This window comes from Leifsonia sp. GW821-FHT13C09, from assembly GCF_058806435.1.
In genome coordinates, this window is record NZ_JBXAPS010000002.1 from 305,880 (window position 1) to 329,040 (window position 23,161).

At 70.0% G+C, this 23,161-nt stretch carries 22 protein-coding genes; 7 read left to right on the plus strand and 15 right to left on the minus strand.

Annotated features, from left to right (window positions below; translation table 11 throughout):
• Positions 1-123 precede the first annotated feature (123 nt).
• From AC1ROW_RS09545 to AC1ROW_RS09555, 3 genes are all read right to left on the minus strand, one after another.
• Positions 124-1,545 (minus strand): APC family permease, encoded by a 1,422-nt coding sequence (locus AC1ROW_RS09545; protein ID WP_493018645.1) that lies wholly within the window; start codon positions 1,543-1,545, stop codon positions 124-126.
• Positions 1,546-1,778: 233 nt separating this feature from the next.
• On the minus strand, positions 1,779-2,471 hold the full coding sequence (locus tag AC1ROW_RS09550; protein WP_493018646.1) for a GNAT family N-acetyltransferase: 693 nt from the start codon (positions 2,469-2,471) through the stop codon (positions 1,779-1,781).
• Between the two features lie 126 nt (positions 2,472-2,597).
• Positions 2,598-3,713, minus strand: coding sequence for a class I SAM-dependent methyltransferase (locus AC1ROW_RS09555; protein ID WP_493018647.1), 1,116 nt, complete (start codon positions 3,711-3,713; stop codon positions 2,598-2,600).
• Between the two features lie 47 nt (positions 3,714-3,760).
• Between AC1ROW_RS09555 and AC1ROW_RS09560 the strand changes: the two genes are divergently transcribed.
• Positions 3,761-4,243 (plus strand): hypothetical protein, encoded by a 483-nt coding sequence (locus tag AC1ROW_RS09560; RefSeq protein WP_493018648.1) that lies wholly within the window; start codon positions 3,761-3,763, stop codon positions 4,241-4,243.
• Here the strand turns inward: AC1ROW_RS09560 and AC1ROW_RS09565 are convergent.
• From AC1ROW_RS09565 to AC1ROW_RS09590, 6 genes are all read right to left on the minus strand, one after another.
• Complete coding sequence (locus AC1ROW_RS09565; protein WP_493018649.1) at positions 4,233-4,781, minus strand: isochorismatase family protein; 549 nt, start codon at positions 4,779-4,781, stop codon at positions 4,233-4,235. The genes AC1ROW_RS09560 and AC1ROW_RS09565 overlap by 11 nt on opposite strands.
• Positions 4,782-4,922: 141 nt before the next feature.
• Positions 4,923-6,152 carry a Tle-like phospholipase domain-containing protein gene (locus AC1ROW_RS09570; RefSeq protein ID WP_493018650.1) on the minus strand — a complete coding sequence of 410 codons (1,230 nt, stop codon included), beginning with the start codon at positions 6,150-6,152 and terminating at the stop codon, positions 4,923-4,925.
• Positions 6,149-6,454: a hypothetical protein gene (locus tag AC1ROW_RS09575; RefSeq protein WP_493018651.1), complete on the minus strand. Its 306-nt coding sequence runs from the start codon at positions 6,452-6,454 to the stop codon at positions 6,149-6,151. Before AC1ROW_RS09575 ends, AC1ROW_RS09570 begins: the two co-directional genes overlap by 4 nt.
• Positions 6,455-6,588: 134 nt before the next feature.
• The gene (locus AC1ROW_RS09580; protein WP_493018652.1) at positions 6,589-6,984 is read right to left on the minus strand and encodes a hypothetical protein; all 396 of its coding nucleotides are present in this window, start codon (positions 6,982-6,984) and stop codon (positions 6,589-6,591) included.
• A 352-nt stretch (positions 6,985-7,336) separates the two neighbouring features.
• Entirely contained in the window at positions 7,337-9,799 is a 2,463-nt protein-coding gene (locus AC1ROW_RS09585; protein WP_493018653.1) for a beta-glucosidase H, read from the minus strand.
• A gap of 13 nt (positions 9,800-9,812) precedes the next feature.
• Positions 9,813-11,207 (minus strand): MFS transporter, encoded by a 1,395-nt coding sequence (locus AC1ROW_RS09590; RefSeq protein WP_493018654.1) that lies wholly within the window; start codon positions 11,205-11,207, stop codon positions 9,813-9,815.
• Between the two features lie 143 nt (positions 11,208-11,350).
• Between AC1ROW_RS09590 and AC1ROW_RS09595 the strand changes: the two genes are divergently transcribed.
• Together AC1ROW_RS09595 and AC1ROW_RS09600 are read left to right on the plus strand one after the other, a co-directional pair.
• The gene (locus tag AC1ROW_RS09595; RefSeq protein WP_493018655.1) at positions 11,351-12,373 is read left to right on the plus strand and encodes a LacI family DNA-binding transcriptional regulator; all 1,023 of its coding nucleotides are present in this window, start codon (positions 11,351-11,353) and stop codon (positions 12,371-12,373) included.
• 86 nt (positions 12,374-12,459) lie between these two features.
• Positions 12,460-13,830: an alpha/beta hydrolase gene (locus tag AC1ROW_RS09600; RefSeq protein ID WP_493018656.1), complete on the plus strand. Its 1,371-nt coding sequence runs from the start codon at positions 12,460-12,462 to the stop codon at positions 13,828-13,830.
• 66 nt (positions 13,831-13,896) lie between these two features.
• On the opposite strand, the gene AC1ROW_RS09605 is transcribed toward AC1ROW_RS09600, so the two are convergent.
• Positions 13,897-15,084, minus strand: a complete 1,188-nt coding sequence (locus AC1ROW_RS09605; protein ID WP_493018657.1) for a glycine C-acetyltransferase — start codon at positions 15,082-15,084, stop codon at positions 13,897-13,899.
• Positions 15,084-16,127: an L-threonine 3-dehydrogenase gene (gene tdh, locus AC1ROW_RS09610; protein ID WP_493018658.1), complete on the minus strand. Its 1,044-nt coding sequence runs from the start codon at positions 16,125-16,127 to the stop codon at positions 15,084-15,086. The genes AC1ROW_RS09605 and tdh overlap by 1 nt, the downstream gene beginning before the upstream one ends.
• A gap of 124 nt (positions 16,128-16,251) precedes the next feature.
• Here tdh and AC1ROW_RS09615 point away from each other — a divergent pair, with 124 nt between their 5' ends.
• From AC1ROW_RS09615 to AC1ROW_RS09625, 3 genes are read left to right on the plus strand one after another with little or no spacing between them, the layout of a single operon-like run.
• The gene (locus AC1ROW_RS09615; protein ID WP_493018659.1) at positions 16,252-16,923 is read left to right on the plus strand and encodes a GAP family protein; all 672 of its coding nucleotides are present in this window, start codon (positions 16,252-16,254) and stop codon (positions 16,921-16,923) included.
• A 24-nt stretch (positions 16,924-16,947) separates the two neighbouring features.
• Positions 16,948-17,649 (plus strand): hypothetical protein, encoded by a 702-nt coding sequence (locus AC1ROW_RS09620; protein ID WP_493018660.1) that lies wholly within the window; start codon positions 16,948-16,950, stop codon positions 17,647-17,649.
• A gap of 42 nt (positions 17,650-17,691) precedes the next feature.
• On the plus strand, positions 17,692-18,432 hold the full coding sequence (locus AC1ROW_RS09625) for a cysteine hydrolase family protein (protein WP_493018661.1): 741 nt from the start codon (positions 17,692-17,694) through the stop codon (positions 18,430-18,432).
• A 4-nt stretch (positions 18,433-18,436) separates the two neighbouring features.
• Here AC1ROW_RS09625 and AC1ROW_RS09630 read toward each other — a convergent pair whose 3' ends face one another.
• From AC1ROW_RS09630 to AC1ROW_RS09645, 4 genes are read right to left on the minus strand one after another with little or no spacing between them, the layout of a single operon-like run.
• Positions 18,437-18,775 carry an SdpI family protein gene (locus AC1ROW_RS09630; RefSeq protein WP_493018662.1) on the minus strand — a complete coding sequence of 113 codons (339 nt, stop codon included), beginning with the start codon at positions 18,773-18,775 and terminating at the stop codon, positions 18,437-18,439.
• Entirely contained in the window at positions 18,772-19,722 is a 951-nt protein-coding gene (locus AC1ROW_RS09635; RefSeq protein ID WP_493018663.1) for a sporulation-delaying protein SdpB family protein, read from the minus strand. The genes AC1ROW_RS09630 and AC1ROW_RS09635 overlap by 4 nt, the downstream gene beginning before the upstream one ends.
• Positions 19,719-20,366: an SdpA family antimicrobial peptide system protein gene (locus AC1ROW_RS09640; RefSeq protein ID WP_493018664.1), complete on the minus strand. Its 648-nt coding sequence runs from the start codon at positions 20,364-20,366 to the stop codon at positions 19,719-19,721. Before AC1ROW_RS09640 ends, AC1ROW_RS09635 begins: the two co-directional genes overlap by 4 nt.
• Positions 20,284-20,916: a sporulation delaying protein family toxin gene (locus AC1ROW_RS09645; protein ID WP_493018665.1), complete on the minus strand. Its 633-nt coding sequence runs from the start codon at positions 20,914-20,916 to the stop codon at positions 20,284-20,286. The genes AC1ROW_RS09640 and AC1ROW_RS09645 overlap by 83 nt, the downstream gene beginning before the upstream one ends.
• A gap of 259 nt (positions 20,917-21,175) precedes the next feature.
• On the opposite strand from AC1ROW_RS09645, the gene AC1ROW_RS09650 reads away from it, so the two are divergent.
• The gene (locus AC1ROW_RS09650) at positions 21,176-22,873 is read left to right on the plus strand and encodes an alkaline phosphatase family protein (protein WP_493018666.1); all 1,698 of its coding nucleotides are present in this window, start codon (positions 21,176-21,178) and stop codon (positions 22,871-22,873) included.
• The last annotated feature ends 288 nt before the right edge of the window (positions 22,874-23,161 follow it).

Genomic DNA, 23,161 nt, shown 5'->3' on the forward strand with positions numbered 1-23,161 from the left:
GCGTCGAAGACGCGGCCCCGCGCACAGACGCGAACGCCGAGCACAGACGCGAACGCCGAGCATCCCGGGGTCAGTGGATGCTCGGCGTCTGCGTCGGGCAGACAGGGCCGCGTTCGGCTCGGGTCAGAGCGCGGCCGGGTCCCTGTCGTCGATGTTGGCCGGGGCCTTCGCGTCGAGCTCATCCGGCAGCTCGAGCGGACGGCGAGAGTAGTACGCCTTCCCCTTCCGGTAGAAGAGCACCAGCGGGACGATGCCGACTGCGATCAGGCCGACGCCCAGGACGTTCACGATCGGGTCGTTCTGCGAGATGCCCATCACGAAGATGTAGCCCATGAAGATCGCGCCGACGAGCGGCCAGAGGAAGATCAGGAGGGCGTTCTTCACCGATTTGAACAGCACCCGGCGATAGGCCACGACCACCGCGAGGCCGGCGAGCGTGTAGTAGAACGCGATCTGCATTCCGATCGACGCGATGGCGTTGGTCATGATCTCGCCGACCGAGCCCAGAAGGTTCGAGCCGATGAACAGGATGATCGAGACGCCGACGACGATGAGCGTCGCGAACGCCGGGGTCTTCCAACGCGGGTGGATGCGGCCGAACGCCTTCGGGATGGTGTGGTCGCGGCCCATCGCGAAGAGGGTGCGCGTCACCTGGATGAGCGTTGTCTCCAGCGTCGCGATGGTGGAGAGCGCGACGGCGACCACGAGGATCTTGCCCCCGATCCCGGGCCAGACCGCGTCGCCGAGCACCGAGAGGATGTTGGCGCTGTTGTTCTCGATGGTCTTCGACGGCAGCATCACCAGCGTCGCGATGGTGAAGATCTCGAACAGCAGAAAGACGATGACGATGCCGATGATGCCGGCGGACCCCGCGTTCTTGTGGCCGTCCTTCGTCTCCTCATTGAGGTTGGACGAGACGTCCCAGCCCCAGTAATAGAAGGCGGCGATGAGCGCGGCCGAGACGAAGACGCCCTGGCCGGTCAGGTGGCTGAAGCCCAGCCAGTCCCACGAGAAGTTGGGGCCGGCGTGGCTGCTGGTCGCCGCGCGCACGATCATCAGGACGGCGAAGAGGATGAGGATGCCCACCTCGATGAGCGACATGATCCACTGCGCTCGCGCGGTCACGTGAACGCCGAACAGCACGCACGCCGCCATCACGAGGAACCAGATCGCTCCGACTCCGGTGATCAGCCAGGCGTTGTTGGCCTGCTCCGGCGCGAACAGCGTGACCGTCATCGCGCCGGCCGGGAGGGCTCCCGCGACCATGAAGATCGTCGCCGAGATGACCAGCGCCCAGCCCGACAGGAAGCCGAGGATGGGGTGGAGGGCCCGGGCGACCCACGAGTAGGTGGCCCCGGCGTTCACGTCGGCGCGACCGAGGTAGAGGAACGCCCACGCGATGCCGAGCATCGGGAGGCCGCACCAGAGCAGGGCGGCCGGCGCCCCGAGCGCCGCGGCGCCCACGAGCGTCGCGGTGGTGGCTGCGATGGAGTATGCGGGCGCGCTGCCCGCGACGGCCATCACGATGGATCCGGCGGCGCTCACTCCGTTTGCCTGCAGCTCGTGCTTGTGTTCGCCCCCGCGAGGCTCGGCTCCGCTTTCGGGTGCAGCGGAGTCCGGCCGGGAATATTCCTGCGTCATTGCTCTCCCTGGCTAGGGTCGCGTATGCGACAGGGGGACGTTAGCAATTCCAGGACCCGAGGACAAGCTTTTTTCACCACGAAATCGGTTGTTAATTTGACCGAAACAGACGGAAACAGAGGTGAATCTCGGTCTACTCAGAGATTATCGATACTTTTTGCTCCGAACGGCGGCGTCTCCCCAGCCCCGCACACCGGCTGGGCCGCTCGATCGCCGGCATAGTCCGCCTCCGACAGCACGAACGTGGCCCGTCGGGTGGTCCCACCCGCCAGGCGGAAGCCCAATCGGAGCGCCAATCGCGCGGACGAAAGGTTGGCGCGGTCCACCACCGCGGTCACCAGGCACGCGCCGAGCTCGCCGAAGGCCAGGTCCAGCATCGCGCCGGCGGCCTCGGTCGCGTAGCCGTGGCCTCCCTCCGCGGAGAGTTGCAACCAGCCGATCTCCGCGACCCTGGTCTCCGGCGCGACGGTGCGCAGATGCAGCGAGACGTCGCCGATCACGTGGCCGTCGTGCTCCACCGCGAGCACGAGGAGGTCGCCCGGTGCGGCGAGCACCGTGTGCGTCGTGCGCGCGAGCAGGTGGTCGCGCACCTGACGGGCGGTCCGGAGCGGCCAGTCCAGCCCGCGCCGCACCTCCTCGTCGTCCTCGATGCGGCGCCAGTCGGCGTCGTCCGTCGAACGGTAGGGCCGCAGGAGCAGACGCGCGGTCCGCACCTCGTGCGCCTCGACCGGCACCCCGAGGACCGGGGAGCCCCACAGCGCGCGCAGCGCATGGCGGCCCCGCAGGCGCGGGCGGCCCCGCAGGCGCGGGCGGCGCGGCAGAGAGGTCACGGCGTCCTCCTCTCCTCCTCGACCGTAGAACGGGCGCGCTATGGCTGCGCTGCGACCTCCGCGGCGAGCGTGAGAGGCCCGGAAGCGACGCATAGTCCACGCCCAGGGCGGTCGAAGGCGGCTGGATCAGGCGCGGCGGGAGGCGGTGACGGTGAACTTGGGGTTGCGGGCGATCTGACGGGTCGGGCCGACCGCGCGTTCCAGGGCCGGGCGGTAGCCGAGGTGCGAGTTCCACACCGTCCACAGCTCGCCTCCCGGCGCCAGGACCCGGCCGGCGTCGGCGAACATGCGGTGCGCGATCCCGGTGTGCACCGCGCCGCCGATGTGGAACGGCGGGTTGAGGACGATGAGGTCGGCCGACGCGTCCGGCTGGGAGGCCAGGCCGTCGTCGCGCACGACCTCCACCCGCTCGGCGACGCCGTTCGCCACGGCGGTGGCCCGCGCCGACGCGACGGCCGCTGCGGACTGGTCGGTCGCGATCACGCGCAGGCCCGGCCGGGAGACGGCGAGCGCGGAGGCCAGCAGCCCTGTTCCGCAGCCGAGGTCGATCGCGGTGTGAGCGCCGGGCACCGCGTCGCTGAGCACGGTCAGCAGGAACCGTGTCCCGATGTCCACGGTCGCGCCCGCGAACGCGGCGCCGTACGCGCAGACGTGGAGGCCGGTCGCCTCGTCGAAGGCCCGGTCGGGCCAGTGGTCGAGCGCCATCGCGGCCGCGGGCTCTGGCGTGCGGGCGGTGAGCACGCGGGCCTTCTGCCGGGCGAGCGACGCCTGCACGTCGCCGAAGACCTCACCCAGCACGCCGTTCATCGCGGTGGTCATGTGCTTGAGCATCCCGCCGGCGAAGACCACGACCTCCGGATGTGCGTGCTCGGCGGTCAGAGCTGCGATCTCGGCGAGCGCCTCCAGGCTGCGCGGGAGCCGCAGCAGCACGGTGCGGGCGCCGGCGACGAGGGAGGCGTCGAGCGGCCGGTGCTCGAACGTGCCGGCCAGCCCGAGCTCGGCGGCGTTGGCGTCGAGCGCCCGCTCGCCGGTCAGCGGGTCCTGGCACACGCGGATGCCGCGGGCGCCGCGCACTGCGGCGGCGAGGGTGAGCGCTCCGTACGCGTCGCCGATGACGACCAGCCCGTCGAGGAGGACGTCGTCGCCGGCGACGTCGGCGAGGAGGCGGTCGGCGGCGTCCGACGCGAAAAGGTTGGGCGCCTCGACGTCGGGGCGGCGGCGCAGGCGCTCGTAGGGGAACACCGGTTCAGTCAACCAGACGGAACCGCGCCGTGTGGTACTCCTGAGCCATGACCGACCCCGACCCGCACGTCCTCGCGCCAGGGCTCGCGCCGACGCCGTTCACCGCCGCGGAGATCCGCACCGGCTGCCCGACCGGGCGCGTGTCGGTGGTCCGCACGCCAGGCGGCCTGACCGCGATCCGGTTCGCGGAGGGCGACGAGGAGGGCGCCTGGATCGAGGACACGCCGCTCGACGAGGACGGGCGGCCCGCCGGCCCGGTCGAGCGGGAGCGGTCGACCTGGCTGGAGCTGCAGGAGCACGCGGCCTTCCCCGCCGAGCACACGACGATCGATCGCGTGGAACTGCTCGGTCCGCTGGAGCAGCGCCGCTGCCTCCGCTACACGGTGCGGCGCGGCGAGGCGACCCTGGTGTTCTGGTTCGCCGTGGACCTCCCGGGGATGCCGATCCGGGTCGAGCGCACCGAGGGCGGCGAGACGCGGACCACGCTCGAGGTGGTGTCGGTGTCCGGGGTGCCCGCCGTCAGAAGCTGACGTCGGCGGTCCGCACGACCTCCGCCGTGCGTCCGGGCGCCCGGTGGTTGCCCCAGTACAGGTTGGTGTGCGCGATGACGAGATCCGGCGTCGGCGCGCCCCACTCGCTCAGGTCCTCCGTCGTGTGGGCGTCGCCGACGAGCGTCACGTCGTAGCCGCGCACGAGGCCGCCGTGGATGGTCGAGCGGATGCACTCGTCCGTCTGCGAGCCGGTCACGACCAGCCGGCCCACACCCGCGGCGGCGAGCACGTCCTCCAGCTGCGTCTCCTCGAACGCGTCGGCGTAGTGCTTGGGCACCAGCGCCTCCGCCTCGTCGCGGGAGAGCTCGGGGACGTACTCCCACGCCTGGCTGCCGTACTCGACGTTCTCGTCGGAGTGCTGGATCCAGACGACGGGGACGCCCTCCGAGCGCGCCCTGTCGACCAGGTCGCGGATGTTGGCGACGACGTCGTCGCGGCGGTAGGCGCCGCCGATGACGCCGTTCTGGACGTCGATCACGAGCAGGGCCGAGCCTTCGCGGCCGTGGAGTGTGGTCATGCGTTCCCCCTTACCGGCCCGAGGCTACTCGGGTCGGCCGCTGGAGGAAATGGTGCGCCCCACCGACGGCGCCCCAATTCGGGCCCGGTCAGTCGGTGGCGTCGCGCTCTGCCAGGAAGCGCTCCATGATGAGACGCCCTCCTATCCGCCGAGTCCGAAGGTGATGGCCCAGTGGGCGTCCTGCTCCAGGGTGTTGCGCACCGCCTGGGTGATGCCCTGGCTGAGCTGGCCGACGCGTTCGATGTGGCGGTCCATCCGCTGATCGACGGCCCGGACGGCGGCCGTGTCGACGTTCTGGTGGACGTGGAGCCGGTGCCGGTCGATGCAGGCTTCGATGTCGTAGGCGGTGATCGTGGGCAGGAGTGCGGCGGCGTTCTTCGCCGCCAGCAACCCTTCCTCCATCCGCGGGATGATCCGGCCGTTGGCGGTCTTGATCTCCACCAGCGCGACCGCGGTGCCGCCGATGCTCGCCGCCAGGCCCAGGGCGGCGACCGTGTTGACCGCGACCAGGGCCCCGGATGCGTTCTTGCCCAGCGTCTTCATCGCCGCAGGGTTGCGGGTGATGCCCGCCAGCCCCAGCAGCAGCGGAGAGAGGGCCTCGGACGCCCCGGGGAGGGAGGAGTCCACCATGTTCCCGAGGATGTCCTCCAGCCGCCGGCCTTTCGCCCCGGCTCCCACGATCGAACCATCCTCGAACGTGAACGCCCCCTCCTTGCCGATGTTGTGATAATCCAATTCGCTGCGGCCCGGCTCGTCGGTCACGAAAACGGTGGAGCCGGTCCGGTGGGCGTAGAGGTTGCCGATCAGGTCCCACTCGATCACGTAGTTGGTCATCCGGTCGCGGCCCGCGCGCTTCTCGGCCTCCAGCCGTTTCTTCGCCTCCGGCGACAACCACTCCCACGGGTCCGGGCCGTTGAACGACGTCGCGTCCCAACCGTGCTCCGCGGCCACCAGCAGGGCGAGGAACCCGCCCAGCGAATGCCCGGCGGTCGAGATGGACGAGTCGGGATGCGCCTCACGCACCTGCTCGGCGAACCGTTGCGCGTCCGCGACCTGGCTCAACGGACCCTGCGTGCCGCCGACGACCGTCACGATGTCCTCCACCACATCGGCGCGGTGATCCGGGTTCGTACCCGCGTACGACACCACGATGTGCGACAGGTCAGGAACGCCGTCCACGAGCGGCGCGACCGCCATTGCCTGGAAGCCGTTCGCGGGGTGATCCTGGGTCTCGATCACTCGATACTGCTGCTTGTTGGCGTCGCTTCCGACGCCGAATTCTTCGCCCACGCTCAGCGGGGGGTCTTGGATCAAACGATCGACCCGGTATGCGTGTTCTGCCAGGTCCATGTACTCTTCGGCGGTCGTCACTCGATCACCTCTGACGTTCCGTCGCTATAGATCACCGTCAGGGGGAGGTGCTGTGCCGGCGTCGGCGCCTCGGGGGGCACACCATCACCACCCACGAACGACGGGCCCGTGTTTGGCCCGATAATCACGTGGTAGTCCAAGCCCTCTATGGTGGCCACGGCGTTCACACACCAGGGGACCCCCAGGCCTGGCCTGCTGCCGTCACGAGTGAACCGGATCTTCTCGACGTTCGGTCGCCACTCGTCGCGGAAGTAGAGTGCGGATGCTCTCTGCTGTTCTTTGACCGGGGGGTCTGGTGTCATGAGGCGATCTCCTATCAATGAACAGGCCGTCAGGCCGACAATCAGCGCAGCGGTCAGCAGGACGGTGCTCACCGCTCGAGTTACTCGCACGCGCAGCCCGTTCCCGCGGTGTTTCATCCGAGTTGCGGCGGTCGTCACTCGATCACCTCCAAGGTGCCGTCGCTGTAGATCACCGTCAGTGGGAGGTGCGGAGAAGGAGTCGGCGCTTCGGGCGGCATGCCGGTACCTCCGACCCAAGCCACACCGCTGTCCGGCCCGATGATGACGTAGTAGTCACTGCCAGCGACGGTCGCGATCGCGTTGGCGCTCCACGCCGCGCCGAGTCCTGGGCGATTTCCGTCCATCGTGAACCGGACCTTCTCGACGTTCGGTTGGTACGTATCGCGGAAGTAGAGCGCGGACGCTCGCTGCTGCTCTTTGACCGGAGGGTCGGGTGTCATAAGCCGATTTCGTATCGGCGAACACGCCGTCAGGCCGACGACCAGGACAGCGCCCAGCAGCACAACGCTCGCCGCTCGAACCACCCGCATGTGCACCCTCCCGCATCAGCCGACGTGACGCGAATTCACGGCCGGACGCAGGTGAGCCGGCACTGGAGAGACGCGTCGTTCTACCCAACCGGACACCTGCGACGGGAAGTGCGCGATCGGGCCGTAGGTCACGCGGGCATCGGCGACGGTCTCGGCCGCGCCCTGCCCGAGAATCACCGACAGCAGCAGCCGCGGGCACTCCCGCGCGTCACACGGACGCCGCCGGGGTATCCGGCTCGATGATCACCCGACGGTTCACACCCTCCATCGCGAGGACATGGTGCGCCCCCTCGGCCGGGAGGTCACGGCCGAGGGGGCGGGTCTCGCAGCGGACGGCGCAGCCGCCCCGGACTCACACGGTGAACCGGATCGGCCCCCCGAGGGTCGCGACGGAGGTGCCGACCTGCACGGCGTACTCGCCCGGCTCGGTGCGCCAGGCGTGGTCGTCGACCGACCAGTACTGCAGCGAGCGCGGCTCCAGCTCGACGGTCGCGACCGCGGCCTCCCCCGCGTGCGCGCGGATCAGCGCGTAGCCGGCCAGCCAGAGCACCGGGCGCTCGATGTCCGACTCGGACACCCGCGACAGGTAGACCTGGACGACCTGCTTGCCCGCCCGGTCGCCCACGTTCGTGACCGGGACGCTGACGGTGCGGCCGTCGAGGGTCGCCTCGCCGAGCTCCCACTCGGTGTAGCCGAGGCCGTGCCCGAACGGGATGGCCGGGGCCGGGCCACCGAGGGCCGCGCGGCGCAGCCACTCGCGGTAGCCGACGTTCAGCTTCTCGTCGTAGAACAGCTTCCCGTCGATCGGCTCGACCTGCCACACCGGCACGTCCTCCTCGTCCGCCGCCCAGGTGGTCGGGATGCGGCCGCCGGGCTCGCGCACGCCGGAGAGCACGTCGGCGAGCGCGCCGCCGGTCTCCTGGCCGGGGAACCAGGTGAGCAGCACGGCCGGGGCCTCCTCCAGCCAGGGGAGGATGACCGGGCCGCCGGAGTTCACGACCACCACGGTGCGCGGGTTGGCCGCGAGCACCCGGCGGACCAGCTCGTCCTGACCGTCCGGGAGCCGCAGGCCGGTGCGGTCGAAGCCCTCCGACTCCAGCGTCTCGGTCGTGCCGACGACCACCACGGCGACGTCGGAGGCCGCGGCCAGCTCGACGGCGCGCCGCAGCTCGGCCTCCGGGTCGGAGAAGGGCTCCTCGTAGCCGAAGGTGAACATGACGGCGGCGAGCCCGGCCTGCTGCTGCGGGCGGTGCTCCAGCCGCAGCGAGACGCTCTGGCCGGCCTTCAGGTCGACGGGGAACGACTGCTTCGGCGGGTTGAGGAACGCCATGAACGGGTCGGTGCCCTCCGGGAAGAACAGGCCGTCGCTCTTCAGCTCGCCGTCCACCTCGAACCGGAACAGGCCGAGGCCGGCGAAGCCGACCGAGTACTCGCCGTCCGCCGGCGCGGTGAACTCGGCGGTGGCCTCCACCACGGCGGTGTCGCCGAGGATCGGGTCGCCCAGCCAGACGAGCTTGCCGGAGGCCCGGTGCTCGTCCAGCAGCACGGCGCCGTCCTCCGCCAGGAAGCGGACGTGCACTCCGGGCTCGCCGGTCACCGGGTCGGTGGCCACGCGCCCGTCGATCGGGAGGACCGACTCCGACGACTTCACGCCGGCCGCGTAACGGACGCGCTCGGCGCCGTAGGCCTCCACCAGCCCGTCGAACGGGGTGACGACGTGATCGGGGAACACGGTCGCCGAGCCGCCACCCTGGGTTCGGGCGATGCGGGCGTGCTCGCCCAGCAGCGCGATGGTCGGTGCGGCAGCGGGATCGAGCGGCAGGACGCCCTCGTTGCGCACCAGCACCATCCCATCGGCCGCGGCCTCGCGCAGCAGGGCGTCGATGCGCTCCTGCGGCCAGGGCTCGGCGGGCGGGGTCGCGGCCTCCACGCCGTCGAGCGCGCCGAGGCGGCCTGCGAGGCGGAGGATGCGGCGCACCTTCTCGTCGATCGCGGCCTCGTCCACCTGGCCGGCCTGGACGGCCTGCACCAGCGCGTCGCCCCAGACGCCGTCCGGGCCGGGCATCGCCAGGTCCTGCGCCGAGCTGCCGGCGGCGACGGTGTCGCGCACGCCCATCCAGTCGGAGACCACGACGCCGTCGAAGCCCCACTCCTCCTTCAATGGCGAGCGCAGCAGGTCGTTCTCGGTCATCGTGACGCCGTTGACCGAGTTGTAGGAGGACATCACCAGCCAGGCGCCGCCCTCCACGACCATGCGCTCGAACGGGGCGAGGTACACCTCGCGCAGAGTCCGCTCGTCCACCTGGACGTCGACGGTCATGCGGTCGGTCTCGCTGTCGTTCGCCACGTAGTGCTTGGGCGTGGCGCCGACGCCGCAGGACTGGACGCCCTTCACGAAGGCGGTGCCGACGACGCCGGAGAGCCAGGGGTCCTCGCTGTACGCCTCGAAGTGGCGGCCGCCGCGCGGCGAGCGCTGGATGTTGACGGTCGGGCCGAGCGCGACGCCGACGCCCTTGCGGCGCGCCTCCGCCGCGATGAGCTGACCCAGGCGGTGCACCCGCTCGACGTCCCACGACGCGGCGAGGGAGGTCGGCGACGGGAGGCTGGCGGACGAGTCGCGCTCGTCCCAGAGCTGCCCGCGCACGCCGGCCGGGCCGTCGGAGACCACGATGGTCTCCAGCCCGATCTGCGGCTCGTCGTGCAGGGTCCAGAACGACGCGCCGGTGAGGAGGCGGACCTTCTGCTCCAGGGAGAGGGAGCCGAGCAGGCCGTCGAGGAACTCGTCGGCCACGTCGGTGGTGGTGATGTCGGTCATGACGGTGGTGCTCCTAGCGGACGGACTTGATCGGGAGGACCGCGAAGGCGCCGAGGAGGGCGATCACGATGCCGATCGGGAACAGCGCGGCGTAACCGCCGAGCGAGAGGATGACGATACTCGCGATTCCGGGGGCGAGCGTCTGCGGAAGGGTGGCGGCGATGTTGAGCACGCCGAGATCCTTGGCGAAGTCGTCCTTGGACGGCAGCACCTCGCTCATCAGCGCGGTGTCGACGGCCTGGAATGCGCCGAAGCCGAGGCCGGCGACGAACGCGAACAGCATCATTCCGACCAGCGACGGGAAGATCAGCGGGAACACCATCGAGAGCGCCATCACCGATCCGGCGACGATGACGACGACCTTCCGGCGCCCGAGCTTGTCGGAGAGCGGACCGCCGATGAGGGTGGTGATGATCGTGCCGGCCATGCTGATCAGGCTGAGCAGCGGAACGAACGCGCCCGCCTTGGCACCGAGGCCGACGTAGTCGCGCAGGATGAAGAGCTGGTAGCCGGTGACCATGAAATAGCCCGCGTAGAGCAGGAGTCGGCCGGTGAAGCCCCAGAAGAAGTCGGGGTGCTTGACCGGGTTGACCCAGAAGGTGCGGAGGAAGGCAGCCAAGCTGAACGGCGGCTTCGGCTCGCTCTTGTTGGAACGGTCCGGGTTGAACACCACGAACAGCACCAGAACGATCAGCGCGAAGCCGGCGAAGACCAGGTAGCCGGTGGAGACGTTGGAGAGGAACATCGCGCCGGCGATGCTGCCGCCGAGGGCGCCCACCATGAGGCCGAGACCGGACAGCGACGAGAACGTGCCGCGCGCTCCGCTGGGGACGCGGTCGGGCAGGATGGCGGAGAGCGGGCCCTGCGCGAAGTTGTAGCAGATCTGGACCATGACCCAGGCGATGCCGACCTGGACGATGCTGTTCGAGGCGCCCATGAAGACCAGCGACAGGCCGCCGAGGAGGCCACCGGCGACCATCCACGGTGCGCGACGACCGAAGCGGCTGCGGGTGCGGTCCGAGACCAGACCGGCGATGGGCTGCGCGACCATCGCGGCGAACGCGCCGATGGTCGCGATGAGACCGAACGCCCCGACACTCGCGTCTTTGCCGACGATGTTCGTGATCTGCGTGGGCAGCAGGAGTCCGGGGACGGCTCCCCAGATGCCGAACACCGCGATGTTGGCCAGGGCCATCCACAGCATCAGCTTCAGCAGCTTGCCGCGCACCTTCACCTTCTGCGGCGCCTGGGCGGACACGGCGGAGGTCGGGGCGGCGGAGAACGCCGAGTCGGCGGTGGTCAGGGTCGAGCCGAGGGCCACGCTGTCGGGCGCGCCGGAGAGGTTCGGCGGCAGGGTGGGCTGGACTGGTCGGGGGCCTTCGGGGAAGTCATCAGACGGCGTTGTCACGGGGTTTGTCCTTTCAGAGCAGGCGACGTTGCGTGCTAACACGCGTAACCATACGGCACCGGCTTCCCCGAATACAAGTCATCGGTCGGTTTTTGCTGACGCGAGTAAGCAAACCCCTGGCCGAGACCTAGACTGAGCACACCATGTTCACGCCGCAGGTCGTCAAAGCCCCGACGAGCGCCGACGTCGCGCTCGCGGCGGGCGTCTCACGCGCGACAGTGTCGTTCGTCCTCAACGACAAGCCGAACTCCCGCGTCTCCGACGACACCCGGCACCGCGTCCTGGAGGCCGCCCGACTGCTCGGCTACACGCCGAACACCGCCGCCCGCTCGCTCGCGAGCGGCGAGGCCGTCGCCGGGCTCCTGGTCGCGTCGTCGGCGACCGACCACGGCGCCACGGTCGCCCGGGCGCTCGAGGCGCTGCTGGCCCGCACAGTGGACGACGGGATCGACGCCCTCCGGCACGCCGACACCGCGACGACCGGCGCGGAGGCCGGCCAGCTCTGGGCCAAACTGCGCCCGGAGGCCGTGCTCGCCGAGTCCGCGCGCTGCGACGCGGAGGCCACCGAGGTGCTGCGCCTTGCTGGCGTGCGCGCCCTCGTCGTCCACGGCACGGCGGCGGTCGACTACGCGCCGTCGCTGGTCATCCCGCAACGCCCCTTCGGCGGCCTCGCCGTCGAGCACCTGGCGGCGCTCGGCCACGAGCACATCGTCTACCTCGCCCCCGCGACCCCCGGCCCGGCCGCGGCCGAGCGCCTCGCCGGGGCCCGCGAGACGGCTTCACTGCTGGGGGTCCGCCTGGACGTCACCCACGCCGCGGCGTCCGCCCGCACCCTCCGCGACTGGGCGCACGGCCTCCGCTACTCCCCTGCGGCGCCGACGGCGATCGCGGCCTCCGATGACGGGCTCGCGATGGCCGCGATCCGGGCGCTCGCGGACGCCGGCCTGCGGGCGCCGGCCGACCTGTCGGTGATCGGCGCCGACGACCATCCGGGCGCGGCGGACTTCCTCCCCCGGTTGAGCACGGTGACATTCGACGCGGACGCGCTCGCGGGGACGCTGCTCGACGCATTCGCGCGGATGCGTGCGGGCGAGCGCGTGGAACTGCTGGAGGCGCCGCCGATCCGGCTGGAGGCGCGGGAGTCGTCGGCGGCGCCGGGGCGCTGAGGCCAGTCCACCCCTCCACGGGCGCCACCCGGTTACGGGGTCGCTCGCCGCTCCTGACGGCCGAGCCCGCCACCTAGGCTGGATTCGTGGGGACTCTCGCCTGGCTCACGCTCGCTCTGGGGCTGCTCGCCGCCTACCCGGTGGCGCGTTTCGCCGTGCGCGGCTGGCGGTTCCGTGCCGGGTCGACCGTGCGCCTGGTGGTCGTCGGCCAGGTCGCCGGGCTCCTGCTCATCGTCGGGTGGTGCCTGTTCGCACCGCGCGCCGACCTCGGCGGGATCGGCTGGTTCGCCGTCGCGCTGGCCGCGCTCGCGTTCCCGCTCGCGCTCGGCGACGCCCTGCAGTCCGACGGGCGGCTCCGGGTGCTCGCGATCGCGCTCACCGCGACCATCGGGCTGGCGGGTGTCGCCGCGGGAGCGCTCACGATCGCCCCGAGCTTCACGACGGCGACGGTTGCCGGGAGGGTCGTCCCGGTCACCGAGCAGACGCTCACCGACGGCGCGCAGCTCGCCGTGCACATCCCGCCCACCGCCTCCGGGTTCTCGGCCCGCGACGCGCACCTCTTCGTGCCGCCGGGCTGGCTGCGCGACCCGTCGAGCACGCGTCCCGTGGTCGAGATGATGATGGGCCAGCCGGGCAACCCGACCCTGGGCGCGACCCTCGACGCGCTCCACGGTCTCGACGCCGAACGGCTGGACGACGCGCCCTTCATCCTCGTCGTCGACCAGCTCGGCAACGTCACGGCGAACCCGCCGTGCAGCGACACCAGCGCGGGCAAGCTCGACACCTACCTGTCGAAGGATGTCCCCGCCTGGATCCGGGGCAACCTCCCGGTGAGCGGCGACCGCGCGGACTGGGCGGTCGCCGGGTACTCGCACGGCGGCGAGTGCGCGGCCTACCTCGGCGCGACGCACCCGGCCATCTGGGGGAACGTCGTCTCCCTGTCCGGACCGGGCAAGCCCGGTGAGCACCGCCCGAACTACACCCGCGACACCTACTACGGCGGCAGCCAGGCCGCGTACGAGGCCGCCTGGCCGGAGAACATCCTCGCCTCCACCCGCTACCCGCAGAAGACGACGGCGATCTTCGTCGCCGGCGCTCTGGACCCGCACTTCCGCCCGCAGATCGAGGCGACGGCGACGGCCGCGGAGAAGGCGGGTTGGAAGGTGACGTACTGGGCCGTGCCGGACTCCACCCACACCCAGGTGCTGGAGCCCGGGCTGAAGACCACGTACAACCAGCTCATCGGAGGCTGGGTCTCCTCCGGCGCTGTGGCGCCGCAGGCCGACCGGTTGTCGTGCTCCCCCGACCAGGACGCGCGAGCGTGCGGCCTGACGCAGGCGGGCGCGGTCGTCGGGACCGTGACGATCGTCGACTTCAGCGTGCTGGCCGTATTCCTCGCGGCACAGCTGCTGCTGTTCTTCCGCCGCGGGAGGCCCCTCGGCGTCGACGCCGCCTGACGGCAATCGTGATTCGCGCCGAATGTGGCGTTAGGCGGCGGCTAACGCGACATTCGGCACGAATCGTCAGGCGGTGACGGCGTCGCGCGCGGCGCTGAACGCCGCGACGCAGCGGCGGATCTCGTCGTCGGTGTGCGCCGCGGACAGCTGCACGCGGATGCGCGCCTTGCCGCGCGGCACCACCGGGAACGAGAACGCCGTCACGTAGACGCCGTGCTTCTGCATCTCGTCCGCGATCCGCGCGGTGAGCGCGGCGTCGCCGAACATCACCGGCACGATCGGGTGCTCGCCCGGCAGGAGGTCGAAGCCAGCAGCCGTCATCAGCTCGCGGAACAGAGCGGCGTTGGCGACCAGGCGCGCACGCAGCTCGTCCGACTGCTCCAACAGGTCGAGCGCCGCCAGCGTGCCGGCGACGATCGACGGCGCGAGCGTGTTCGAGAACAGGTACGGCCGGGCGCGCTGGCGCAGCAGGTCGACGACCTCCTGGCGGGACGACACGTAGCCTCCCGAGGCCCCGCCGAGCGCCTTGCCGAAGGTGCCGGTGTAGATGTCGACGCGGTCGGCGACCCCGCAGAACTCCGGCGTGCCGCGGCCGTGCTCGCCGACGAAGCCGACGGCGTGGGAGTCGTCCACGAACACCAGCGCGCCGAACTCGTCGGCCAGGTCGCAGATCTCGCGGAGCGGCGCGATATAGCCGTCCATCGAGAACACGCCGTCCGTGACGATCACGGTGTACCGGGCGCCGGCCTCCTTCGCCGCCGTGAGCTGGGCACGGAGGTCGTCCAGGTCGCGGTTCTTGTACCGGAACCGCTGCGCCTTCGACAGCCGGATGCCGTCGATGATCGAGGCGTGGTTGAGCTCGTCGGAGACGATCGCGTCCTCCGCCGAGAACAGGGTCTCGAACACGCCGCCGTTGGCGTCGAAGCACGACGAGAACAGGATGGTCGCCTCGGTGCCGAGGAACTCCGACACCCGGCGCTCCAGCTCGAGGTGCTGCTCCTGGGTGCCGCAGATGAAGCGCACGCTCGCCATCCCGTAACCCCACTCGTCGAGGGCGGCCTTCGCCGCGTCGCGGAGGACGGGATGGTCGGCGAGGCCGAGGTAGTTGTTGGCGCAGAAGTTCAGCACCTCCGCACCGTCGGCGGTGATCAGCGCCGCCTGCGGACCGTGGATGCTGCGCTCGTGCTTGGTGAGCCCGGCCTCCTCGATCTCCGCCAGCTGTGCCGCCAGGTGCTCGCGAAACGTCCCGTACATCAGACCTCCGTCCAGTCGAGGATGACCTTGCCGCCGCCGGCCGATGCCGCCGCGGCGAACCCCTTCTCCCAGTCGCGGGCGGGGAAACGGTCGGACACGATCGAGGCGATGGAGTCGTGCAGCGGCTTCGACGTCTGAAGCATCGCGCCCATCGCGTTCCAGGTCTCGAACATCTCGCGGCCGTAGATGCCCTTCAGCGTGAGCATGTGCGTGACGACGATGCCCCAGTCGACGGCGATCTGCTGGCTCGGCAGCCCGAGCATCGCGATCCGGCCGCCGTGGTTCATGTTCTCGATCATCGAGGGAAGCGCGGTGGGGGCGCCGCTCATCTCGAACCCGACGTCGAAGCCCTCGCGCATCCCGAGCGCGCGCTGGGCCTCCCGGATGTCGTGCTTCGAGACGTCGACGGTGAAGTCCGCGCCCATCCCCTTCGCGAGCTCCAGCCGCTGCGCGCTGACGTCGGTGCCGACGATGAAGCGGGCGCCGACATGCCGGGCGACGGCGATCGCCATCAACCCGATCGGGCCGCAGCCGGTGACGAGGACGTCCTCCCCGACGACCGGGAAGGCGAGAGCGGTGTGCACGGCGTTGCCGAGCGGGTCGAACAGCGCGCCGACCTCCGGCTCGATGCCGGTGTGGTGCACCCACACGTTCGTGGCGGGCAGCACGAGGTACTCGGCGAACGCGCCGTCGCGCTGCACGCCGACGCCCTGCGTGCGGATGCACATCTGGCGGCGGCCGGCGCGGCAGTTGCGGCAGGTGCCGCAGACGATGTGACCCTCGCCGGAGACCTTGTCGCCGACCTCCACGTCGTGGACGAACGGCCCGACCTCCACGACCTCGCCGTAGAACTCGTGACCCGGAACCAGCGGGGCGGCGACGGCGGAGGCCGCCCAGTCGTCCCAGCGCAGGATGTGCAGGTCGGTGCCGCAGATGCCGGTGCGCAACACCCGGATCTTGACGTCCTCCGGGCCGATCTCCGGCTCCGGGACGTCGACCAGGGCAAGCCCGGGCGCGGCTTCGCTCTTGTACAGGGCCTTCATTTCGCCATCCTCGTGGGGTCGTGCGGGTGCGTCTTCGCGGTGTCGCTTGGCTGTGGCCGGCGTGCCTTGTGAGCGTGGAGGCCGCGCACCAGCCTACCCGCCCGGGCGCGCTACATTTCATCCCATGTGGTCCCCGTTCGGGCACGTGCTCGCGGAGTTCTTCCCCCTCGCGGTCGGGGTGGCGATCAGCTCGACGCCGCTCGTCGCGGTGCTCGTGATCGCGCTCGGCCCCCACGGCGCTGTGCGCGGCGCCGCGCTGGTCCTGGGCCGCTTCCTCGGCATCGTCGTGGTGGTCGGCGCGTTCGCGGCGGCGTCGGAACTGTACGTCGACTTCCGCGGCTCCGACATCGTCCTCCACATCGTCACCGCACTGATCGGGCTGGGGATGATGACGCTGGGCGCCGTCACCTGGGTGCGCCGGCCACGCGGCGCCGTAGCGGGTAGGCCGCCGCGCTGGCTGACCTCCCTCACCCGCGTCTCGGCCCCGAACGCGTTCGGTCTCGGCTTCGCGCTCGCGGCGACGAACGTGAAGGAGCTCGCCCTCGGCGCCGGCGCCGGCGTGGTGATCGGCGGCTCGCTGACGGAGCCGCCGCCCACCATCGCGGCGGTGGCGGTGTTCGCGGCCATCGGGGTCGTCGCGGTGACTGTCCCGGTCGTCGCCGTGGCCGTCGGCGGCGACCGCTTCCGTCCGCGCCTGACCCGGGTGCGCGCGGCCCTGGAGCGGTCGAGCCGGACCATCACGTGCGTGGTGCTCGTGCTGTTCGGCGCGGTGCTGGTGGGGAACTCGTTCCTGTGACGCGGTCGCTATAGGCTCGGCGGCATGACGGGCGAACTGATCGCGGGCGGCGGGGGCCGGCCGTGGACGGACGCCGACAGCGCGCTCTGGCACACCGCGCGCATCCTCGCCGCAGTGGAGAGCGGAGTGGTCCCCGATCCGGGCATCCGCACGCTCTTCCCCCTGCGGGACGGGGAGGTCGCGCTCGCGCAGGGCGCCTACACGCTGGACTCGCTGCGCGCGATCGGCGACGGCAGCTACCAGCGCACGGGCACGTTCGCCTTCGGGTTCGGTGTGGTCGGACTGGCGGTGTCCGCCGCGGCGCTCGCCGCCAACGCCTCGCGGAACAACGCAGCCCGGGCACAGGCCATGGCCGACGCGCAGGTCATGTGGCGCCCGGACCACGCCGGGCTGCTGACCGTCACCGACCGCGGCTTCGTCATCGTCACCGGCACGGGCACCTTCCGCTGGGAGTGGTCGTCGATCGACCTCATGCAGGTGATCGCGTTCAACACGGTCGTGCTGCAGGGCCGGTCGGATCGCGGGCCGGTCACCTGGCGCATCTACTCGCACTGGTCGGAGCTGGTCTTCGTGCTCTGGGCGCGGGCGCGGCATCCCGGGCATCCGCAACTCGCCGGGCGGGCGTGGCTGCCGGAGCGGTGGGAGGCCTGGGCGGCGTGGGTGGGGCATCCGCTGCCGGCGGGCCCGTCGCTGCCCGCGACACCGACGCTGCCGGCTCTGCCCTGAACCCCCTCCCTGGGCGGCGTCCCGCGGAGTTAGAGTGCCGTCATGAAGCGCGCACTCATCGTGATCGACGTGCAGAACGAGTACGTCACCGGCAACCTGAAGATCTGCCACCCCGACCTGATGACGTCCATCCCGAACATCGAGGTGGCGATGGACGCGGCCGCCGACCACGACGTGAAGCTGGTGATCGTCCAGCACGTCGAGGACGAGGGCTCGCCGCTGTTCGCCCGCGGCTCGGAGGGCGCCGCGCTGCACTCGTCGGTCGCCGACCGCACGCCCGACCTCCTGGTCACCAAGCAGGGCGTCTCTTCGTTCGCGGGCACGCAACTCGAGCAGTGGCTGCATACGGAAGGCGTCGACACCGTCGCGATCGCCGGCTACATGACCCAGCACTGCTGCGCCGGCACCGCCCGCGACGCCGCGGCCCTCGGCTTCACGGTGGAGTTCCTCTCCGACGCGACGGGCACGCTCGACCTGGTCAACGAGGCCGGCTCGATCTCGGCGGACGCCCTCCACATCAGCGTCCTGGTGACGATGGACTCGGAGTTCGCGGCAGTGGCGACCACGGAGGAGTGGACGCTGGCGGTGGAGGCCGGCGACACCCTCCCGGTGTCGAACCTGTGGAACAGTACCGGGCACGCGCGGGTGCCGGGCAAGCACGAGGAACTGCACAAGCTGATGCGCGAGGTGCGGGCGGGCATCGACAGCGACATCGCGACGGAAGAGGCGCGCGAGTTCCGGAACACGCTGTACGTGGGGCAGGGGGCGTCGTCGGCGTTGTGAGGGGTCAGCGGCGGGGCGGACGCCGTGCCGCGCGACTCGCCAGCACGGACGCTACGAGAGTCCCCGCGAAGAGCACCGCGACCGCGGCGGAGGTGAGCGCAACCGAGCTTGCGTCGTTCTGCGCGATCGAGGTCGCCGACAGGGCGACGACGATGCATACGGTCGCCCAGGTGGGCGCCACCGCCGCCCGATGCCCGCGAACCCATGTCGCATCATCGCGGCGGACCGAGGCAGTCCGGATCCCGAGAATGCCGTTTCTCGGGAGACGGCCCCGCGCTGCTAGGTGCACCGCCACTCCCGTGAAGACAGCCAGGACAACAATGAGGATGTCCAACGGCATCATTCCGGTCTTCCCACGATGGGCTGCGACATACTTCCGAGACGCAGAGCCTGAACAAATCGCTGTAGCCGCCCAGCAGCCGGCTGGGATGCAAACTCGGACGCGCTGGTCGATGCGGCGATGAGGACCGTGCCGACCATGATGGCGGCGAAGCTCCACAACCCGATCGTCAGGACGATGAACCCGTGCAGCGCGAGGTCAGCGACTACTGCCCAGCGGCGCCAGGACGCCCGGCCGAGGATGAGAACTGCGATCGCGAGCTCGATCAGGATCGCACCCCATGTCAACGCAGCAACGAACAGCGGAACCTTCGTTATCTCGAACATCAAGGCTCCGATCCAGCCGGACGCGCCGAACATCAAGCTTCGAACGTAGTAGTACTCGGCAGAACCATCGACCCACGCGTCTGTCCCGAATTTCGCGATTGCACTGTTGAGATAGATCGCAGCGACTTGGATTCGAATGGCGATTATGAATGCCGATGCCACACCACTTGCAAACGGCCGCAAAGGCCGACTCGGCATCGACCAATGCCAGCGCCTGCCGTCGACCAGGGCTATCGGAATGAGGAGCAGACCGACTATGCGAGCGACTTGATCCCCACCATCGGGCAAGGAAATGCTCATTCCCAGAGAGAGGCAGATCCATGCATGAGGTATCGCTGTCCAGCGCGGTCGCCATCCGCTGGCGGTCACGCAAAGAAGAACGATCATTATCCAACGACGCCATTCTTGGGAGACCGCATCGCCACCGACACAGTAGATCGTGAGGGTGCGAACGCTGTCGCATATCGGTCCGGGTCCTTGGCCGATGACCGGCTGCAGCAGAGCAGCAGGAGGCGTCAAGGCGACGATGCTCAACTGAGCGAGCGCGATCAACGTGCGCCCCGCACCTATCAACCGGGTCCGGGGATCGAAGCGAGCGATGCGGTCGATGAAGCTGAAAATCATGGCGCGTTTGCGGGTCCGGAACAGTCCACATCAACGTATGCTCCCTGATCGATTCGCGAAGATAGCCCGAACCCTCGATACGCCCACGGCACTGGACGTTCCGAAGTCAACACCACGCGGCCGCACACGGTGCGAATGAAGGCCTCGTTGGTCAAGGACTCCGGGGGCTCGTCCGTAACAGCCTTCAGGCACGTAATCGCACCTCCCTCGCAGGCCTCCCATCGGGTGACCTGCGCGGAAAGAGACGCCAGTTCGGGCCCTTGAGCTCGCTGGATTCGGCTCAGCCCGAACAGGTTTTCGGCCTTCGTCTGCGGAGTGGCGAGCAGGCTCTGTCCTGAACGCGCCTCGTAAACTCCCAATTCGGGATCATCCGGTGGCTTGGTGAAGAAGGCCCATCCTTGGGGAACCGTCATGGCAATGTGCTTTCGAATCGGGTCTGAGCCACCTGGATTGAGGACGTTGCTCGGCCATCCTGCGTAGAGCGATAGCAAGAAGCTGGGTACCAAAATCGCAAGGGATGTCAGAAATCCCCACCGGCGCTGAGACTTCATCTCGTTTCGATCAAAGGGTGGCTGCAAGCGCCGCAGCGAAGTTCTGCAGATCGAATTGTTTCGCGCTCTCATCCGGCACGTAGTAGACGGCATAAACAGGCACAGCGACCGCGCCGACTACTACCGCGACGACAACCGCGAGAGCGCTCGCCACAAAGACCCAGACACCGACGACGCAGCGACCCTTACCGACTCCGGTCGGTTGCTCTGCCGCGAACAACTCGATGTCTGCCCGGAACTTGTTCAGCCCCGCTTCGGCGAGGTACGGGTCGCCTGATTGAACCGGCACCGTGACGTTGTCGTGGAACTCCGGATCCACCTCGTAGAGCTTGTTCAAGACAGCTTCATAGGCCTCCATTGGCTGTTCAGGAGCTTTGTCAGGGACAAGTGTGTCCGCGAGTGCGGGATAGCGGTCCGCGATCGGGCCACGACCGGCCAGAAGCAGCATCACGATGTCGATGTCCCCGTAAACCGGGCGTGCGGGCGACTCCTGTTCAGCGGTGACGACACCTGCCGGATCGGGTGACCCATCGCGTCCATCCACGGGCGCAGCAGCGATCGACGATGTCGCGACCAACACACCGACCGCTCCCCCGAGAACCGCCCTTCCGATCCGGCTCGCCGCCAAACTTCCCAGCTTCATCAGCGATACCTCTCATCAAAATCTTAGATCTGCAATCTACAAGAGGACTCGGTCCCTGTAAACCCTCACAGATCTGAATAGCCCCACACCCCCGCCGCCTCCCACCTGAAAGCCCCCTCCACGCCGTCCCCCGCCCGGTGAACTCCGCATGAAGCCTGGGCGAGCAGTCGTCCGCGCGCATGGTGGCGCGCCGTACGCAACGGCAGGATCGACAAGGTTGAACGCCCTCGTTCGGGGGCGACCTGTCGAAAGGATGCTGATGGCCACCATCAGACGGACCGCCCGCCCGCGGTTCCTCGCCGCGAGCGCCGCCCTCGCCGGCGGCGCGCTGCTCGTCGGCGTCACCGCCGCGCCCTCTCTCGCCGACGACGGCCACGACGGCCACGGAGGCGACCGCGACGGCCGCACCGCTGTGAAGCACGTGCTCCTGCTCTCGGTGGACGGCCTCCACCAGAAGGACCTGGACTGGTACGTGCGCACTCACCCGGCGTCCGCGATGGCCGCCCTCGCTGCCCACGGCACCGACTACACGCGCGCCTCCAGCCCGGTCCCCTCCGACTCGTTCCCCGGGATGGTCGCCCAGGTCACCGGCGGCAACCCCGGCACGACCGGCGTGTACTACGACGACACGTACAACCACGCCCTGCTCCCGGCCGGCACCACGAACTGCGCCGGCGCGAAGCCCGGCGCGGAGGTCGCGTTCACCGAGGCCGCGGACAAGGACCAGACCAGCATCGACGCCGGCCAGGGGCTCTCCGGCCTGCCGAGCAGCATCCTCTCCATGACCGGCACCCCGGCCACGCTGCTCGACCCGGCCCAGCTGCCGGTCGACCCGGCCACCTGCAAGCCGGTGTACCCGCACCAGTACATCAAGGTGAACACCGTGTTCGAGGTCGCCAAGCACGCCGGCCTCCACACCGCGTGGAGCGACAAGCACCCGGCCTACGAAATCCTCAACGGCCCGTCCGGCACGGGCGTCGACGACCTCTTCACGCCGGAGATCAACAGCAACGCCGCGGCGCCGTTCACCGGCGACTGGACCAAGGACAACTTGGCCACCCAGCAGTACGACGGCTACAAGGTGAAGGCCGTGCTCAACGAGATCGACGGCAAGGACCACTCCGGCGCCAACGCCGAGCCGGTCCCCGCCATCTTCGGCATGAACTTCCAGACGGTCTCCACCGCCCAGAAGCTGCCGACCTCCGACGGGCTCACCGGCGGCTACCTGGCCGGCGGCTCCACCCCCGGGCCGCTGCTGAGCAAGGCGCTCGACTACGTCGACGCGTCGCTGGGCGCGTTCACCTCCGAGCTGAAGAAGACCGGACACGCCGGCGACACGACCGTGATCCTGTCGGCCAAGCACGGCCAGTCCCCGACCGACCCGGCCGCCCTCAAGCGCGTCGACGACGGCCCGATCATCGCCGGCCTCAACGCCGCGTGGAAGGCCGCCCACCCGGGTGCGACCGACCTCGTCGCGTTCTCCACCGACGACGACATCATGCAGCTCTGGCTGAACGACCGCACCCAGGCGGCCGCCGACTTCGCCAAGCAGTACCTGGCGACCCACACCGCCGCGGGCAACACCATCTCGAAGGCGCCCGTCACGGTGCAGGCCTCCGGCCTGACCACGATCTACGCCGGTGCGGGGGTCGCGAAGTACTTCGGCACCGCGTCGACCGACGCGCGCATCCCGGACATCCTGGGCATCGCGCAGACCGGCGTCGTCTACACCGGCGGCACCTCGAAGATCGCGGAGCACGGCGGCGCGAGCGCCGACGACCGCAACGTCCCGATCCTGGTCTCGACCCCCGGCGCGAAGCACGCGCAGCGGATCGGCGCCCCGGTCGAGACGACGCAGATCGCGCCGACGATCCTGAACCAGCTCGGGCTCGACCCGCGCGCCCTCCAGGCGGTGAAGATCGAGGGCACGAAGGCCCTCCCCGCGTCGCAGCGATAGCGGAGAAACCGGGCTCCAGACCGGAGCTCCCGACGGGGCCCGACGCCTCGCCCTCCTTCCGGAGGCGAGGCGGCGGGCCCTCGCCATTTCCGGGGTTGACGACCCGGTGCGCAAAAGCCCGATGTGTGTGCACCCGAGGCGAAACAGCCCTGATCGTGAACGGAATTAAGGTGAAGCAGACGGTGAGTTCCACCCCCGAATGCGGCTGTGGACCGTCGAATTTCGCGGGGACGACGACGTGGCCCCCCTAACGTCCTGCGGTGACGGCCTCCCCGCCGAAGCACCATC